12 protein-coding genes are annotated in these 14,695 nt (G+C 59.0%); 2 read left to right on the top strand and 10 right to left on the bottom strand.

All coding sequences use genetic code 11. The features are described 5' to 3' along the window. Positions 1–52 precede the first annotated feature (52 nt). From xseB to H6G07_RS13420, 3 genes are all read right to left on the bottom strand, one after another. Positions 53–262: an exodeoxyribonuclease VII small subunit gene (gene xseB / locus H6G07_RS13410; protein WP_073608667.1), complete on the bottom strand. Its 210-nt coding sequence runs from the start codon at positions 260–262 to the stop codon at positions 53–55. A 53-nt stretch (positions 263–315) separates the two neighbouring features. After that, a complete protein-coding gene (xseA, locus tag H6G07_RS13415; protein WP_073608668.1) occupies positions 316–1,557 on the bottom strand; it encodes an exodeoxyribonuclease VII large subunit in 1,242 nt (413 codons plus the stop codon). A gap of 140 nt (positions 1,558–1,697) precedes the next feature. Next, positions 1,698–3,545: a diguanylate cyclase domain-containing protein gene (locus H6G07_RS13420; RefSeq protein ID WP_073608669.1), complete on the bottom strand. Its 1,848-nt coding sequence runs from the start codon at positions 3,543–3,545 to the stop codon at positions 1,698–1,700. 393 nt (positions 3,546–3,938) lie between these two features. On the opposite strand from H6G07_RS13420, the gene H6G07_RS13425 reads away from it, so the two are divergent. Both H6G07_RS13425 and H6G07_RS13430 read left to right on the top strand, forming a co-directional pair. Continuing rightward, positions 3,939–4,499: a CPBP family glutamic-type intramembrane protease gene (locus H6G07_RS13425; protein WP_073608670.1), complete on the top strand. Its 561-nt coding sequence runs from the start codon at positions 3,939–3,941 to the stop codon at positions 4,497–4,499. 138 nt (positions 4,500–4,637) lie between these two features. Continuing rightward, complete coding sequence (locus tag H6G07_RS13430; protein ID WP_073608671.1) at positions 4,638–6,527, top strand: AAA family ATPase; 1,890 nt, start codon at positions 4,638–4,640, stop codon at positions 6,525–6,527. 223 nt (positions 6,528–6,750) lie between these two features. Here the strand turns inward: H6G07_RS13430 and H6G07_RS13435 are convergent, their stop codons facing one another. From H6G07_RS13435 to cpcD/petH, 7 genes are all read right to left on the bottom strand, one after another. After that, positions 6,751–8,079 carry an MATE family efflux transporter gene (locus H6G07_RS13435; protein WP_073608672.1) on the bottom strand — a complete coding sequence of 443 codons (1,329 nt, stop codon included), beginning with the start codon at positions 8,077–8,079 and terminating at the stop codon, positions 6,751–6,753. Positions 8,080–8,110: 31 nt separating this feature from the next. After that, complete coding sequence (locus tag H6G07_RS13440) at positions 8,111–8,599, bottom strand: PIN domain-containing protein (RefSeq protein ID WP_073608673.1); 489 nt, start codon at positions 8,597–8,599, stop codon at positions 8,111–8,113. Beyond that, positions 8,596–8,847, bottom strand: a complete 252-nt coding sequence (locus H6G07_RS13445) for a UPF0175 family protein (protein WP_073608674.1) — start codon at positions 8,845–8,847, stop codon at positions 8,596–8,598. The genes H6G07_RS13440 and H6G07_RS13445 overlap by 4 nt, the downstream gene beginning before the upstream one ends. A 139-nt stretch (positions 8,848–8,986) precedes the next feature. After that, positions 8,987–9,706 carry an ABC transporter ATP-binding protein gene (locus H6G07_RS13450; protein WP_073608675.1) on the bottom strand — a complete coding sequence of 240 codons (720 nt, stop codon included), beginning with the start codon at positions 9,704–9,706 and terminating at the stop codon, positions 8,987–8,989. A 78-nt stretch (positions 9,707–9,784) separates the two neighbouring features. Then, a complete protein-coding gene (locus tag H6G07_RS13455; protein WP_073608676.1) occupies positions 9,785–11,563 on the bottom strand; it encodes an ABC transporter ATP-binding protein in 1,779 nt (592 codons plus the stop codon). Between the two features lie 379 nt (positions 11,564–11,942). Then, positions 11,943–13,259, bottom strand: a complete 1,317-nt coding sequence (locus H6G07_RS13460) for a homoserine dehydrogenase (protein WP_139297044.1) — start codon at positions 13,257–13,259, stop codon at positions 11,943–11,945. Between the two features lie 168 nt (positions 13,260–13,427). Then, positions 13,428–14,687 (bottom strand): bifunctional rod-capping linker CpcD/ferredoxin--NADP reductase PetH, encoded by a 1,260-nt coding sequence (gene cpcD/petH, locus H6G07_RS13465; protein ID WP_073608679.1) that lies wholly within the window; start codon positions 14,685–14,687, stop codon positions 13,428–13,430. Positions 14,688–14,695 lie beyond the last annotated feature (8 nt).

Below are 14,695 nucleotides of genomic sequence, written 5' to 3' on the forward strand. Positions count from 1 at the left end.
AAACCTCAGCTTGCGCGGTTGGGAAATAGCGACTAATTGCTGTTTAAGGGCGCTATTCGGCCAGGGTTTCAATCAGCAGATCTACCTGCTGCTGCTTCTCTTGCAGGTAGGTTTCGCACTGCTGAAGGGCCTGCACGGCCTGCTCAAACTGGCTCAGCACTGCGGCCAGTGGCAGGCTACCTGATTCGAGGTCGGCGATGATTGCTTCTACATTGGCGACGGTGGTTTCGTAGCTCCAGGTGTCGGCGGCTTTCTTGGGCATGGGGGTGAAGGGGTGGATGGGTAGGGGGTGGATGGAGACGGGAGATAAGGGAGTTAGGGGGTGGAGGGGTGGACTTGGGTGACTTTGACGGTGAGGTGGCCTTGGGCGAGCTGGATCTGAAGGGTTTGGCCGGGAGTGGTGGCTTGGGCTTGGGTGACAAGCTGGCTGGCTTCGTCGCGCACCAGGGCATAGCCTCGCCTGACGACGGTGTCGGGGTCAAGGGTCATCAGGTGGCTGCGCAGGGCGGCGGTGCGATCGCTCGCCTGTCGCATTTCCACCTGTATCCCCTGCACCAGGCGATGTTTGAGCTGCTTGAGGTAAACGATTTGCTGCTGCATGCGCTGGTCGAGGCGGGTGCGCAGTAGTCGCTGGCCGAGGCGGTGCACATCGCTCTGGGCATCGAGCAGGTGCTCGGCGGTGAGGGTTTTGAGCAGGGTTACGCGCTGGCGGTGGGCTTCAACTAGATCGGCCAGGGCGGGGACGGCGGCGATCGCGGCGGCAGTCGGCGTATGGGCACAGAGATCGGCGGCCAGATCGGCCAACGATTCGTCGCGCTGGTGGCCAATGCCGGTCACGACTGGAATGGGGCAGTTGGCGATCGCCCGCACCACCCGCTCGTCGTCAAAGCATTCCAAATCTTCGCTGGCCCCGCCGCCGCGAGCCAAAATCAGCACCTCGGCGCGACCGTCGCGGGCCACTCGCTCCATGGCGGCCACAATGGAGGCGGGGGCGGTGTCGCCCTGCACTGTAGCGGGCGAAAACAGAACGTGCAGGCCGGGGTGGTGGTGGCGCAGCGATCGCTGAATGTCGCCCCAAGCTGCTGCCTGAGGCGACGACACGACCGCAACGGTCTGGGGCAGGGCGGGCAGCAGGCGCTTAAACTCGGAGTCAAACAGGCCCTCGGCGGCAAGCCGCTGGCGCAGCTGGCGATAGCGCAGGGCCTTGAGGCCGTCGCCGCTGGGCAGCACCTGCCACACCGTCAGCTGGTAGCTGCTGCGCTGGGGATAGACCTTCACCGTGCCTAGGGCGATCACCTGTTCGCCGACGGTGGGCAGGGTAGTGAGCCGCGCCTGCTGACTGCGCCAGGCCACCGCGTTGATAGTGGCACCGGTATCGGGGTCGGTGAGGGTAAAAAACAGCCCCTTGGCGTGGGGGTTGGCGCTAGACACTTCGCCCACCACCCACACCTGGCGCAGGGTGGGGTCGTCTTCTAGAACGGCCTTGATGTAGTCGACCAAACCGCCGACGCTCAAGGCCGCTGGGGCCATAGCTACATTAAATTCAGGGTTAGTCATGGAATCTCATGCTCAGCCAAATTCCAGTGTGGGCCAGATGGCGGTGAACATCAACCGGCTGGTTGGGCTGGGAGACTCTGTATCTACCCAAAACTGGGGGTTGAGGGGCAAATCATGCTTGCGTTCAGCAACGCCGTTATTTAGGTCAAGCTGTCGCCCACCACATACCGGTTGCGGCCCTGGGCCTTGGCCTCGTAGAGAGCCAGGTCGGCGCGATGGATCAGCTCCCTGGGGGAGTGCTCTTTGACGGTGGGGCAGTGGCACACCAGGCCAAAGCTCAAAGTTAAGTTTGAGCTGACCTCTGAGTAGTCGTGGGGCAGCGGGCACTGGGCGATCGCCGCCTGAATTTTTTCGATGATCTCAATGGCGCCGTCGAGGGTGGTGTCGGGCAGCAGCAGCACAAATTCTTCACCGCCGTAGCGGGCCGCCAGATCGCCGGGCCGTTTGACCACGGTGCTGAGTATCTGGGCCACCTGGCGTAGGCAGTCGTCGCCCGCTAGGTGGCCATAGTTGTCGTTGTAGGGCTTGAAATAGTCGATGTCGCAGAGAATCAGCGCCAAATTTTTTTGCTGACGGCGGGCCCGCTGCCACTCTAGATCGAGGGCCTGGTCAAAACTGCGGCGGTTGGCAATTTCGGTGAGACCATCGACGGTGGCCAGCCGGTTCAGCTCGGCATTGACCAGCTTGAGTTTTTGGTTGAGGTCGGCCTGGGTGACTTCGGCCCGCTTGCGCTCGGTAATATCGCGCACAATCACTAGCACCTCGCTCTGGCTAATGGGCACCACTCGCGACTCTTCGTGGCGCAGTTCACCGTCGATCTCGATGGCGTGTTCGTAGCGCTGTCGGGTGCCCGTAGCCATGGCCAGCCGCACGTATTGCATACGCTGGTCGGCTAGCTCCTTGGGAAGAGTAGCGTAGAGAGACTGGTGGTGATTGAGGGTGAGCAGACTGTAAAGGGTAATCTCACCCCCCGAAATCAGGTTAAGAATATTTCCGTCTTCGTCGATGCGCATCATCAGGTCGGGGATGGCATCGAGAATCGCCTGCTGGGTGGCTTGGTGGTCTTTGAGGGCAAACTCGGCCTGTTTGCGATCGCTAATATCCAGCGTAGTGCCGTCAATGCGCAGGGGAGCGCCCGCGCCATCGCGCACCAGGCGGGCCTGCCCGCGCACCCAGCGCAAAGCGCCATCGGCGCGAAAGATGCGGTACTCCCGGTCGATTTTATCCTGGTAGCTCAGCGCCTCAATGTCGGCCAACAACAGCGGGTAGTCGTCGGGGTGAATGCAGTTAAACCAGAGGTCAGCATCGGCTAAAAACGCCTCCGGGGGGTGGCCATAGAGCGCCGTGGCGGCGGCGTTGACGTAGATAGTCTCCAGGGTGATGGGGTCAACCGACCACACCACGCACTCTAGCGAGTTGAGAATGCTGTCGATGCGCTGCTGCTGCGATCGCAGCTCGGCCTGGGTAATCTCTAGTTTTTCAGAGCTACTGATCACCCACTGCTCTAGCTGCCGCGATAGGGCATCGCGCTCGGCTTCAAACCGCTTGCGATCGCTAACGTCCCGCAAAATCGACAGGTGGTGATTGGGCTGCACGTGGGCTGTTGCTGCGAACTCCACCGTTTTGACAGTGCCGCTGTCGAGTCGCAGCTGCTGTTCCCCTCGCATCTGCCCCGTCGCCAAAAAATTCTGCCAAATCGGCTCAAACTCTGTGCCCAACGGCAAAAAATCGGCCACTCGTCGCCCAATCAAAGCCGCCTCAGGCAGCTCTAGCAGCGCACAGGCCGCTGGGTTCGCCGCCAAGTAATACCCCGCGTCATCGACAATCAGCATGGCATCAAGGGCAGCATCAAAGATGCTTTTCCAGGGTAGAGCTGAGTCTAGCGGCGGGCTAGCTCCTGCCCTGTTCGCGCTAGCACTGTCCCCGTCAAGGTTTAACGGGGATACTTCCAACTTCGCGGGGGGCTCTGACTCGGCGGGCAAAGGCATGATGTGGCTAGTGACTTCATCTTAGGAACTTCTGACCTTGCCAGAATGAGCAGGCAATACCCATCAGAACAACCCACGTCAAATCAAAGGATTGTCTTTGTTAGCATGCCCGAATCTTGGCGGATGCTTAAATCTAGTTGTCCTCAAATCCTCTTAAAAGTAGACTGGTTTTCCTAATTTTTCTCTACGCAGTCTAAACCGAGCGCTACCAATCTCAGAGCTGCGGCTGGAGATAGCAGCCACCGTCACACCACCCCCCTAGCCAATCTGTTTACTATAGAAACAGACGCCCTGGGGGATCGTCACCCTAGAGCGCGTCGAAGCTACCCTGCTCAGGTTGATAACTTGTCCAGGGAGGCTGCAACTGTTTGCTGCCACTACCCGTTGGTACCGTTGCCACACCTTCGCCTTAGCGCCTATATTGCCCTCCGGCTCACCCTGCACCGGCTGAGCCAGGCCGCTACTACTTGGCCCCCAGCCCAAGACTGGGGGCTGGCGGCTGGGTTAACGGTGGCCTTTGGTTTAGTCACAATTCCCTTGGGGTTGAGCAGCCATTTTTTGGCCCCGACCCTGGCCGACATTACCTGGGGCGACGGGCTGCGGCTGGCGGCGCGGGTGCTGGTGGTACCCGCCCTCCTCGAAGAGGGGTTTTGGCGGGTGTTGCTGCTGCCCCACCCGACGGAGATCATGAGCGATCGCCGCCGTTGGCGGCTGGGTCTGCCCATGCTGGGGCTGTTTGTCGTCATGCACCCCCTCAATGCCATGACCCTCTATCCTGTGGCCTTTGCCACCTTTAGCAACCCGGTGTTTCTGCTATCGGCGGCCCTGCTGGGCCTGATCTGCACCATCGTCTACTGGAAATCGGGCTCGTGGTGGGTGGTAGCGGCCATGCACTGGCTAGTCGTGATGGTGTGGCTGGTGTTTTTGGGCGGCTACAGCGCCCTCAGCCTCTAGGGCAACGTTTCTCAATTTTTATAACGACTAGGGCAGGGCGCAGCGCTTTGACCAACCGGGAGTGAACCCTAGATTTGGGGAACGCTAAGCGGCACCTCTCCCCTCGCTGATAGCCCCAACCTGTGATGAATAACGCCCATGAATGACTTCTTTAAAGGCTTTGAACAACTGCTCGAACTGGCTAAGACGCTAGAAGAAAAAGCCGAAAGCGGCGAACTCAAAACCAACGTGCAGATCAACGCCCGCAGCATGGGCAGCATTCCGGGCCAGGGCAACATCCCCAACATCGGCGTCAGCCGCATGAACCGCACCCCCGGAGATAGCGCCCCCCTCAACGACCCCGCCGTCGAAGAAGTCATCATCACCCCACCCCCCACCAGCGGCGACTTTCCATCCTCCTCACCTTCCCCATCCTCCCCACCCCCCTCATCTCCCCATCACCCCACCATGGCCGATGTCGGCGGCCTCTCCCCCACCCTGCAAGAGCTGCGCGAACTGGTGGAAATTCCCCTCAAGCGGCCCGACGTGTTGGCCAAGCTGGGGCTAGAACCGACGCGCGGTGTGCTGCTGGTCGGCCCTCCCGGCACGGGCAAAACCCTGACGGCGCGATCGCTGGCCGAAGACCTGGGGGTCAACTACATCGCCATCGTCGGCCCTGAGGTGATGGGCAAATACTACGGCGAGGCCGAGCAGCGCCTGCGGGCCATCTTTGAGAAGGCCAAAAAAGCGGCACCCTGCCTGGTGTTTATCGATGAAATCGACAGCCTGGCCCCCGATCGCAGCAAGGTCGAAGGCGAGGTCGAAAAGCGCCTAGTCGCCACCCTGCTGGGCTTGATGGACGGTTTTGCCCAAACCAAGGGCGTGATTGTGCTGGCCGCCACCAACCGGCCCGACCACATTGACCCGGCCCTGCGCCGCCCAGGTCGCTTCGATCGCGAGGTGCAGTTCCGCGTGCCCGATCGCCAGGGACGGTGCGAGATTTTGCAAATTCAAACCCGCGACATGCCTCTAGACGGCGTGGATTTGGATGCGATCGCCGATCTGTCCGTCGGCATGGTGGGGGCCGACCTCAAGGCCCTCTGCCAAAAAGCGGCCTACTTTGCCCTGCGCCGCCAGGTGCCAGATCTGGCTGGCCCCGTACCCAACACCATGACCTTGGTGCACGCCGACTTTTTACAGGCCATTAAAGAAATCAAGCCCTCGGTGCTGCGATCGGTAGAGGTGGAGTCGCCCGCGATCGACTGGGAGGACATCGGCGGGTTGGAGAGCGTCAAGCAAACCCTGCAAGAATCAGTCGAAGGGGCGCTGCTTTACCCCGAACTCTACGCCCAAACCGGGGCCACAGCGCCGCGCGGGCTGCTCCTGTGGGGGCCTCCCGGCACCGGCAAAACCCTTTTGGCCAAGGCCGTTGCCGCCCAGGCCCGCGCCAACTTTATCGCCGTCAATGGGCCAGAATTGCTCAGCCGCTGGGTCGGTGCCGCCGAGCAGGCAGTGCGTGAACTCTTCGCCAAGGCCCGACAGGCTGCCCCCTGTGTAGTGTTTATTGATGAAATCGATACTTTGGTGCCTGCCCGAGGCCAGTATCAGGGCGACTCTGGGGTGAGCGATCGCGTCGTCGGCCAGCTTTTAACCGAACTCGACGGCCTGCAAGGCTGCACCAACGTATTGCTAATTGGGGCCACCAACCGCCCCAGCGCCCTCGATCCCGCCATTCTGCGCGCCGGTCGCATTGACCTTCAGCTCGAAATTGGTCTGCCCGATGCGGCGGGACGGCTGGCGATTTTGCAGGTACACAACAGCGATCGCCCCCTAGAGGCCGTCGATCTCAAGGACTGGGCCAGCCGCACCGACGGCTGGAATGGTGCCGACCTGGCTCTGCTCAGCAACCAGGCGGCCCTCGAAGCCGTGCGGGAATACCGCGCCCAGGCCATGGCTGACCCCAGCCAGATTCGCATTGCAGCTCACCACTGGGAGCAGGCCCACCAGGCCATGCTCAGCCAGCGCACCTCGGTGGCGAACCGAGGATAAGCCTGCAACGCATAAAACTGGGTTTCTATTGAGTTCATCAACCATTTTTTGAGCTATGGAAACCCGGTTTTTCGGGTCTATGTCTACGCCGCTTCGCTAAAAATGACTTCAGAATTGCGCAACCGCTTGTCGGTGCGATCGCGATTTTATAGATCTCGATTTGAGAAGAAGAGAGAAACCGCCTCCTATAAAATCACCCAGCCGCCAACAAACAACCCTTCGGTCAGGCCAAAGATTTTGGCACCGCCCAGAGTAGGGTGAGGGCACGGGCCGCCATCAACCCCACCAGGGCCAGCCACAGCAGGTGCGCACTGCCGAGAGCCTGGGCCAGCAGGGCCAAAGGCAAAAACCCAACCCCGGCAGCTAGCACCGTGGCATTGCGCAATATTCGGCCAGCGGTGAGGCCGAGAAAATAGCCGTCGAGCATATAGGCGATCGCCCCCAATCCTAAAATAGGAATCAACCACCCTACATAGGTTTTTACGATCGCAATCACGTCTTGATGGCCCGTCAGCAGGCCAAACAGCGGGGCTGGAAACAGCACAAAGGAGAGCGCGAAGGATAGCCCTAAGGCGATGCTGGTGAATCCTCCCAGGGTTAGTAGACGGCGCAGATGGGTGCGATCGCCGCTGCCATAATACCGGCCCGCAAAGCTCTCCGTGGCAAAGGCGATGCCGTCAATAAAGTAGGCCGAGAGCGTCACCACCTGGAGCAGCAGCGTATTCGCCGCCAGGGTTTCGCGGCCCAGGGCCGAGCTAAAATTGGTAAACAGCGCAAAGCTCAGCACCAGGGCAAAGGTGCGCACCAAAATGTCGCGGTTCAGCAAAAATAGCCCTTTAATGGCCTGCAAATTCCACCCCTGGGGCACTACTGCCCAAAGCTTTTGGAAGCCGCCTTCTCTAGCCAACAGGCTCAGCCCCACCGCTAGGGTGACGTACTGACTGAGGGCAGTACCCAACCCTGCCCCGGTGCTGGCCCAACCCAACCCATTGATGAAAATTGTGTTGAATACCACGTTGCTGCCGTTGCCTACCAGCGACAGCGCAATCACCCGGCGACCCTTTTCGCGGCCTAAAAACCAGCCCATTAGCACTAGGTTCATCAGCACTGCTGGGGCATCCCAAATGCGGGCGTTGTAGAATGCCATGCCCGCTGCTCTGACCTCGGGTTCAGCACTGAGCAGGGCAAAGCTAAGGTCGCGAATCGGCACCTGAAGCAGCAAAATCGCCAGCCCAAAACTCAGGGCGATCGCCCCGTTGCGCAGCAAGATCAGCCAAAGTTCCTCGGCATCGCCCCGACCCCGCGCCTGGGCCGTTGTACCTGTGGTGCCCATGCGCAAAAAGCCAAAGCTCCAGTAGACCACGTTGAAAATCACCGTAGCCAGGGCCACCCCACCCAAGTGACTAATGTCGTCTAGATGACCGAGAAAGGCCGTATCTACGAGACCCGCCAGGGGCACCATCAGGTTTGAGATGATATTGGCAGCTGCCAGCCTCAGAAAACTGGGCAGAAAGGCAGGGGCAATTAGGCTGTCAGTAGTATTCCTGGCCATTGCGGGTAAAGGCTTGGCCTCCTATGTGATATCAAGCTTCACCGACATCTTGCAGAATTTGGCGGTACAAGTCAGGATGAACCCGAAACTTAGCCTGACTAACTAATGCATCTAACAGTGGCTTCAGTTCAGTAATCAAATTACTCTGCTTAGCGGCGACCAACACCCCAAGTAGCCCGGTTACCTTTAAGCCAAAACGTTGGACCGCTTGTCTGCCCAGACGTTCATCCATCAGTAGGCGATCGCCGCCAACTTCAATAGACAATGCGATCGCCTCAGCTTCCCCTAGGTCCAGCTCATCCTTCAATTCCGTAACCAACAATTGATTTTGAACCGCTTGAACAACAATCCAATCGGTCTTCAGTAGCCAGGAAGTTTCAATACCAAAAGCTTCCAACCTGCTGATCTCCTGATAGACACCTTCAGGAATGAACAATTTGCCATAAAGTGCTTTCAACAGGTGCAGCTGCTCAATTCTTAAAAGGTTACTGAGCGGCGACGTATCGCTGATGACAATCATCGCCAGCAATTATTGCGCAAGCTTTCAATATCGGCTTGATAATCCGCTAAGCCGTAATGAAGGTCGATGCCACGATCAAACAGAAGTTCTTGAAAGGCCATCTGATGCATTCCAGCAATAGCGCTGGCTGTGCCTAAGGTAATGAGCTCCTGCCGAAACAGCGCAATGGCAATCTCTCGCAACCAATCGGCTTGAGAGAGCGTCTGCTCTTGAAGCGCTTCGTCAGGAATCTCTAGGGTAATTTTCACCGAGTAAGCTCTCTTGATATGAGGTCATACGGCATACCTTACTTTAGCGTAGGACACACTATTGAAAGAGCATCAGCGATAGCGATAGATGGCTACGCAATAGGGTTCAGTGAGGCGAGTAAATTGGAAACAGCTTGCATTACCTTAAGGCAATAGACTCGGCCAAATCGTTGGGGCTGAGGTGGTCGTTGAGAATTTCGCCGTCTTTGAACCAGATAATGCGCTGGCTGGCTCGGGCCACATCGGGCTCGTGGGTAACCATGACAACGGTGATGCCTGCGGCATGGAGGTCGGCGAAGATACCCAGCACGTCCTCGGTGGTGCGAGTATCTAAGGCTCCTGTGGGTTCGTCGGCCAGCAGGAGGAGCGGGTTGTTGACAATCGCCCTAGCGATCGCTACTCGCTGCTGCTGCCCCCCCGATAGCTGGGTGGGCTTGTTGTTGATGCGATCGCCCAGCCCCACTCGCACCAATGCCTCCGTCGCCCGCTGGTGGCGCACCTCGCTGCGCACCCCGGCGTAGATCATCGGCAGCTCCACATTCTCCCGCGCGGTGAGCTGGGGCAGCAAATGAAACTGCTGAAACACAAAGCCTATTTTCTGGTTGCGAATGAGGGCTAGAGTGTCATCATCCAGGGTGGCTACGTTCTGATTGTCAAAGAAATATTCCCCTGCGGTGGGGCGATCGAGGCAGCCAACCATATTCATGGCGGTCGACTTACCCGAGCCAGAGGGCCCCATGATGGCGCAATACTCACCGGGGTAGATTGACAGATTCACGTCCCACAAAGCCCGTACCTCGGTGTTGCCCGAGCCGTAGACCTTTTGTAGCTGACGAAACTCGATTAAGGGAGTGGGCATAGGCAAAACCGTGAGGGACTTGGGCAGTGAGGGACATGGGATCGCTGTCAATCCCATCGATTACGTCTCCCGCTCAGGCTAGCGCAGGCCAGACTGAACCCGCCACAGGCTGGCGTAGATGCCATTCATTTCCAGCAGTTCTTCGTGGCGGCCCCGTTCGACAATTTCCCCGTGGGCCATGACGTAGATGCAGTGGCAATGGCGAATGGTGGAAAGGCGGTGGGCGATCGCCAGAGTTGTACGGTTTTGGGTGATCACCGCCAGCGATCGCTGAATCGCTGCCTCAGTCTCGTTATCCACCGCTGAAGTGGCCTCGTCGAGCACCAGAATCGGCGGGTCTTTGAGAATGGCGCGGGCGATCGCCAGCCGCTGCCGCTGCCCTCCTGACAGCTTCTGCCCCCTTTCGCCCACAATGGTGTCGTAGCCCTGGGGCATCTGCACAATAAACTCGTGGGCCTCCGCCAGCTTAGCGGCGTGGAGGATGTCGTCGAAGGTGGCATCAAAGCTGCCGTAGGCAATGTTCTCCGCCACGGTGCCCGAGAACAAAAACACATCCTGGCTAACCAGGCCAATGCAGCGGCGCAGATCCTGGGGCAGCAGGTCTTGAATCTCCTGGCCGTCGACCAAAATGCGGCCCTGCTGAGGCTGATAAAAGCGCAGCAGCAGCTTCACCAGCGTGCTCTTGCCTGAGCCGGTAGCCCCCACTACCCCAATGCTCTGTCCGGCAGGAATATGGAGGGAAAGATTCTTGAGCACCGGCTGGCGGTTGGCGTAGGCAAAGCTGACGTTTTCGTAGCGCACCTCGCCGCGCACCTGCTCTACCGGCAGCGGGTTGCGGCCCGGAATCAGCTCGATCGGCTCGTCCAGCAGGCCCAGCACCCGCCGCACCGAGGCCATGGCCCGCTGGTACTCATCCATGATTTCGCTGAGCTGGGTAAAGGGCCACAGCAGCCGCTGAATGATGAACACCATAAAGCCGTAGGTGCCCGCCGACAGAGTGCCGTCGGCCACTGCCAGACCGCCCAAAAACAGCATCAGGGTAAAGCCTACCAAAATGAAAATCCGAATCAGCGGAATAAAGGCGGCGCTGAGGGCGATCGCCCGGCGGTTGCTGTAGCGGTAGGCATCGCTGTCTAGGGTGACGCGATCGCGCTCATACCCCTCCGCCGTAAAGCTTTTAATCGTGGCAATCCCCGACAGGTTGTTGGCCAGCCGCCCGCTGATCAGCCCCGCCTTGTCGCGCACCTCAGCGTAACGGGGAGCCAGCCTTTTCTGAAAAGCGATCGACCCCCACAGCACAAAGGGAATCGGCAGCATCGCCATCCACGACACCCCCGGCGCCAGGATTAAGAACGTCGCCCCCACCCACAGCACCGTGGTAAAAAACCGCAGCAGATTGTGGGCCCCGGTATTGAGAAACCGCTCCAGCTGGTTGATGTCGTCATTCAAAATCGACAGCAGGCCACCCGTGCTGCGGTCTTCAAAATAGCTGAGATCCTGGCTTTGCAGATGGCTGTAGGTATCGATCCGCAGGTCGTGCTGCAAATTCTGAGCCAGGTTACGCCACAGCCACGCATAGATATACTCGCTCAACGACTCCAGCGTCCAGATCAAGAACGTCAGCGCCGACAGCACCCCCAGCTGTCCCGGAATGCTGGTGATCCCCACGCGGGTAATCAGCGAGCTTTCGTTGTTGGTCACCACGTCGATGGCGATCCCGATCAGGTAGGGCGGGGCCAGATCGAAGATAGTGTTGAGAACAGAGTTGATCACCGCCCCCCAGATTTGAGGCCGATAGTTACGCCCATAGCGCAATAGCCGCTGCAAGGGGTGTCGCGCCGATTGAATTCTGGCCATAAAGTTGAAAAAACGAAGAGCGAAAAACGAAGAAGCTTAATAATCTTCAGGATAAAGACTGTGCCGCTGAGCCGTAACCCGCTGGTGGCCAGTGCCCACCCTACGATCAGCTAAGGCACGTCACCAAAGCCGCTAATCAGCCAGTTTGCAGAACACAGGTTTAAACCGATGATCGATCAGTTCTTTCCGTGAGGTGCAGGACGACGGAACGTCCTGCTCGATGGGGGTCTGGGGCCAGCGAAATGGCCCCAGCAGCAGATCTGGCTTTTTACCCCAATTGTGCGCCGCCAAACCTAGGCAAGAGACCGGGTGCAGTGGTGCATTGCGGCCCTCTAGATCTCGCCACCGCCTGAAAAAGGCTGTAGGCCGCAAATGCACCCTACAGCACTCGCAGCACACTCGCCACACTGTGAATCTCAGCGTAGTCCCGCAGCTCATCCAACGCCGTCTGAAAGTTCGCCTCCGTCACCTCATGGCTAACGATCACAATCTCCGCCCGCGTCTCGTGCTGACCAATCTGCACAATCGACTCCAGACTCACCCGGTGGCGGCCAAAACACGTCCCCAGCTTGCCAATCACCCCCGGCGCATCCTCCGCCAGCAGCCGCACATAAAAGCGGCTGACGATATCAGCCATGGGGCTGACCTTGCAGTAGTGCTGATGACTACAGGCCAGCAGCGGATTGGTGGCTTTAGGCGTCGTCCCCGCCCGCAAGTTTGCCGCCAAATTCAGCAGGTCAGACACCACCGCGCTCGCCGTCGGCCCCTCCCCAGCCCCTGGGCCAAAAAACATCACCTGACCAACCGGGTCGCCCTCAATCAAAATGGCATTGTAAACATCGTTCACCGACGCCAACGGATGGCTTACAGGCACCAGGGTAGGGTGTACTCGGAGTTGCAACTGATCCAGCGCCTGGTCAGAGGTCTCATCAAACTCGCCATCGCGGCGGGCGATCGCCAGCAGCTTGATCACAAACCCCAGCCGCTCGGCGTAGGCAATATCCGCCGCCGTCACCTGACGAATGCCCTCGCTGTAGACCTCCGACAGCTTGATCCGCCCCCCAAAGGCCAGCGATGCCAAAATCGCGATCTTGTCAGCGGCATCCAGCCCGTCCACATCGGCGCTAGGGTCGGCCTCGGCATAGCCCAACCGCTGGGCATCGGCCAAAATCGCCTCAAAGTCGCCCTTCTCCCGCTGCATGCGGGTGAGAATGTAGTTGGTGGTGCCGTTAATAATCCCCGTCACCGCACGAATGCGGTTGACCCCCAGCGCCTGCTTCAGCGGCTGGATGACGGGAATGCCTCCCGCCACCGCTGCTTCCAGCATCACATAGATCCCTGCCTCATTGGCGGCAGTAAAGATCTCATCGCCGTAGCGAGCAATCACCGCCTTGTTGGCCGTCACCACATGCTTACTGTGGGCGATCGCCTTGAGAATCAGCGATCGCGCCGGCTCCAAGCCCCCCATCACCTCCACCACCACATCGATAGTGGGGTCGCTGACAATGCTCTCTAGATCAGTGGTCAGGCGATCGCCCTCAATCGCCACCGACCGGGGCTTATACAGACTGCGCACCCCCACGCGGGCCAGCTCTATCTGCCCTACAAGGGGATGACGATGGGCCGGATCCAGCAAAATCTTGGCCGTCCCCGACCCCACCGTTCCTAACCCCAGCAAACCGACACGCATCACCAATGGTCTGACTTCCTTAACTGCGATCGCTAGCCCAATTGTAAAGGGATAGTTGTCCCCCCTGGGTGCCGATACCAACGGCCACAAAAAAAGGAAGGGTTTTGCCCTTCCTTTTTTTGAGAGGGCGAACCAGCGATCGCCCTCACCAGATATTGACCGACACCAAGAACCTTAGTAGGTCTCCACGTGCCAGCGGTGCTCTTTCTTCATCTGCTTGCGAAACTCAACCCAGTCAACGCTGTGCTTGCTAGCTTCCGCCGCCATGGCTGAGTCAATGCCATCTTCCATACCCTTCAAACCGCACATGTAGGTGTGGGTATTGGGCTTTTGCATCAGCTCCCACAGCTCGGCAGCGTGCTCGCCCACCCGGTGCTGAATGTACATGCGACCACCTTCAGCATTCTGCTGCTCGCGGCTGATGGCGTAAGTGAGCTTCAAGTTGTCAGGGTACTGCTCCTGCATCTGCTCCAGCTCCTCTTTGTAGAGGACGTTGCCACTGTAGGCCACCCCAAAGATCAGCCAGGCTAGGCCCTTGAACTGGTAGTCGGGGTTTTTCTTGCGCTCAGCTTCCTTAAACATGCGCCACAGGTAGGCACGGAAGGGGGCGATCCCCGTCCCCGTCGCCAGCATGATGATGGTGGCCTCAGGGTCGTCAGGCAGCAGCATTTCCTTGCCTACCGGCCCGGTGATCTTTACACCAGCCCCGGGCTCGATGCCACACAGGAAGGTTGAGCAGGTGCCGTAGACGGTCTCACCACTCTCAGGGTGCTTGTACTCTAGCTGGCGCACGCAGAGCGACACGGTTTTGTCATCCATGTTGTCGCCGTGGCGAGTCGAGGCAATGGAGTACAGGCGCAGCTTGTGGGGCTTGCCCTTGTCGTCGGTGCCATCGGGGATAATGCCAATACTCTGGCCTTCCACGTAGTGCAGGTTGCCCTCAGACAGATCGAAGGTAATGTGTTGCACAATACCCGTTCCGCCTTCTCGAACCAGGGGCTCATTCGACAACACCTTGCCGACATAGGGGGCATTGGGCTTATAGAGGTTGACGGGCACGCTGGCACCGGGCTTGGGCGCGGCTTGAGTCATGGGCTTACCGTTGGTTTGGGTGGGCGCGGTCTCAGCTGGGGCAACAGCTTCGGCGGGCGCAACCACAGGTGCAGCGATCGGCGTGGGCACAGCATTGCTAGCAGTCCCCACTTCTTCAATGGGGCGAATGCTCACAATCTTGCCGCCCATGCGGGTGATCCGCTGCATCTCCTGATTCATACGGGTGTAGGGCACCGTAATGAAGACGCTGCCACTCTTGCGAATGGGGCTGGCCATCTGGTCATTCTCTACGCTCTGGCGCAGACCCTGCACCTCATATAGAAACAAGCGGCTTCCGGCCTCAGTACTGGCGTTGCCGCCGCTCACACTTGGATTGTACATATCTAAAT

It is taken from the genome of Phormidium tenue FACHB-1052 (genome assembly GCF_014696675.1).
Lineage (GTDB): Bacteria > Cyanobacteriota > Cyanobacteriia > Phormidesmidales > Phormidesmidaceae > Nodosilinea > Nodosilinea tenuis_A.

What these genes read in the sequence shown, in the direction of transcription:
- xseB (WP_073608667.1), bottom strand. Translation starts at nt 262, where the DNA reads ATGCCCAAGAAAGCCGCCGACACCTGGAGCTACGAAACCACCGTCGCC.
- xseA (WP_073608668.1), bottom strand. Translation starts at nt 1,557, where the DNA reads ATGACTAACCCTGAATTTAATGTAGCTATGGCCCCAGCGGCCTTGAGC.
- H6G07_RS13420 (WP_073608669.1), bottom strand. Translation starts at nt 3,545, where the DNA reads ATGCCTTTGCCCGCCGAGTCAGAGCCCCCCGCGAAGTTGGAAGTATCC.
- H6G07_RS13430 (WP_073608671.1), top strand. Translation starts at nt 4,638, where the DNA reads ATGAATGACTTCTTTAAAGGCTTTGAACAACTGCTCGAACTGGCTAAG.
- H6G07_RS13435 (WP_073608672.1), bottom strand. Translation starts at nt 8,079, where the DNA reads ATGGCCAGGAATACTACTGACAGCCTAATTGCCCCTGCCTTTCTGCCC.
- H6G07_RS13440 (WP_073608673.1), bottom strand. Translation starts at nt 8,599, where the DNA reads ATGATTGTCATCAGCGATACGTCGCCGCTCAGTAACCTTTTAAGAATT.
- H6G07_RS13450 (WP_073608675.1), bottom strand. Translation starts at nt 9,706, where the DNA reads ATGCCCACTCCCTTAATCGAGTTTCGTCAGCTACAAAAGGTCTACGGC.
- H6G07_RS13455 (WP_073608676.1), bottom strand. Translation starts at nt 11,563, where the DNA reads ATGGCCAGAATTCAATCGGCGCGACACCCCTTGCAGCGGCTATTGCGC.
- cpcD/petH (WP_073608679.1), bottom strand. Translation starts at nt 14,687, where the DNA reads ATGTACAATCCAAGTGTGAGCGGCGGCAACGCCAGTACTGAGGCCGGA.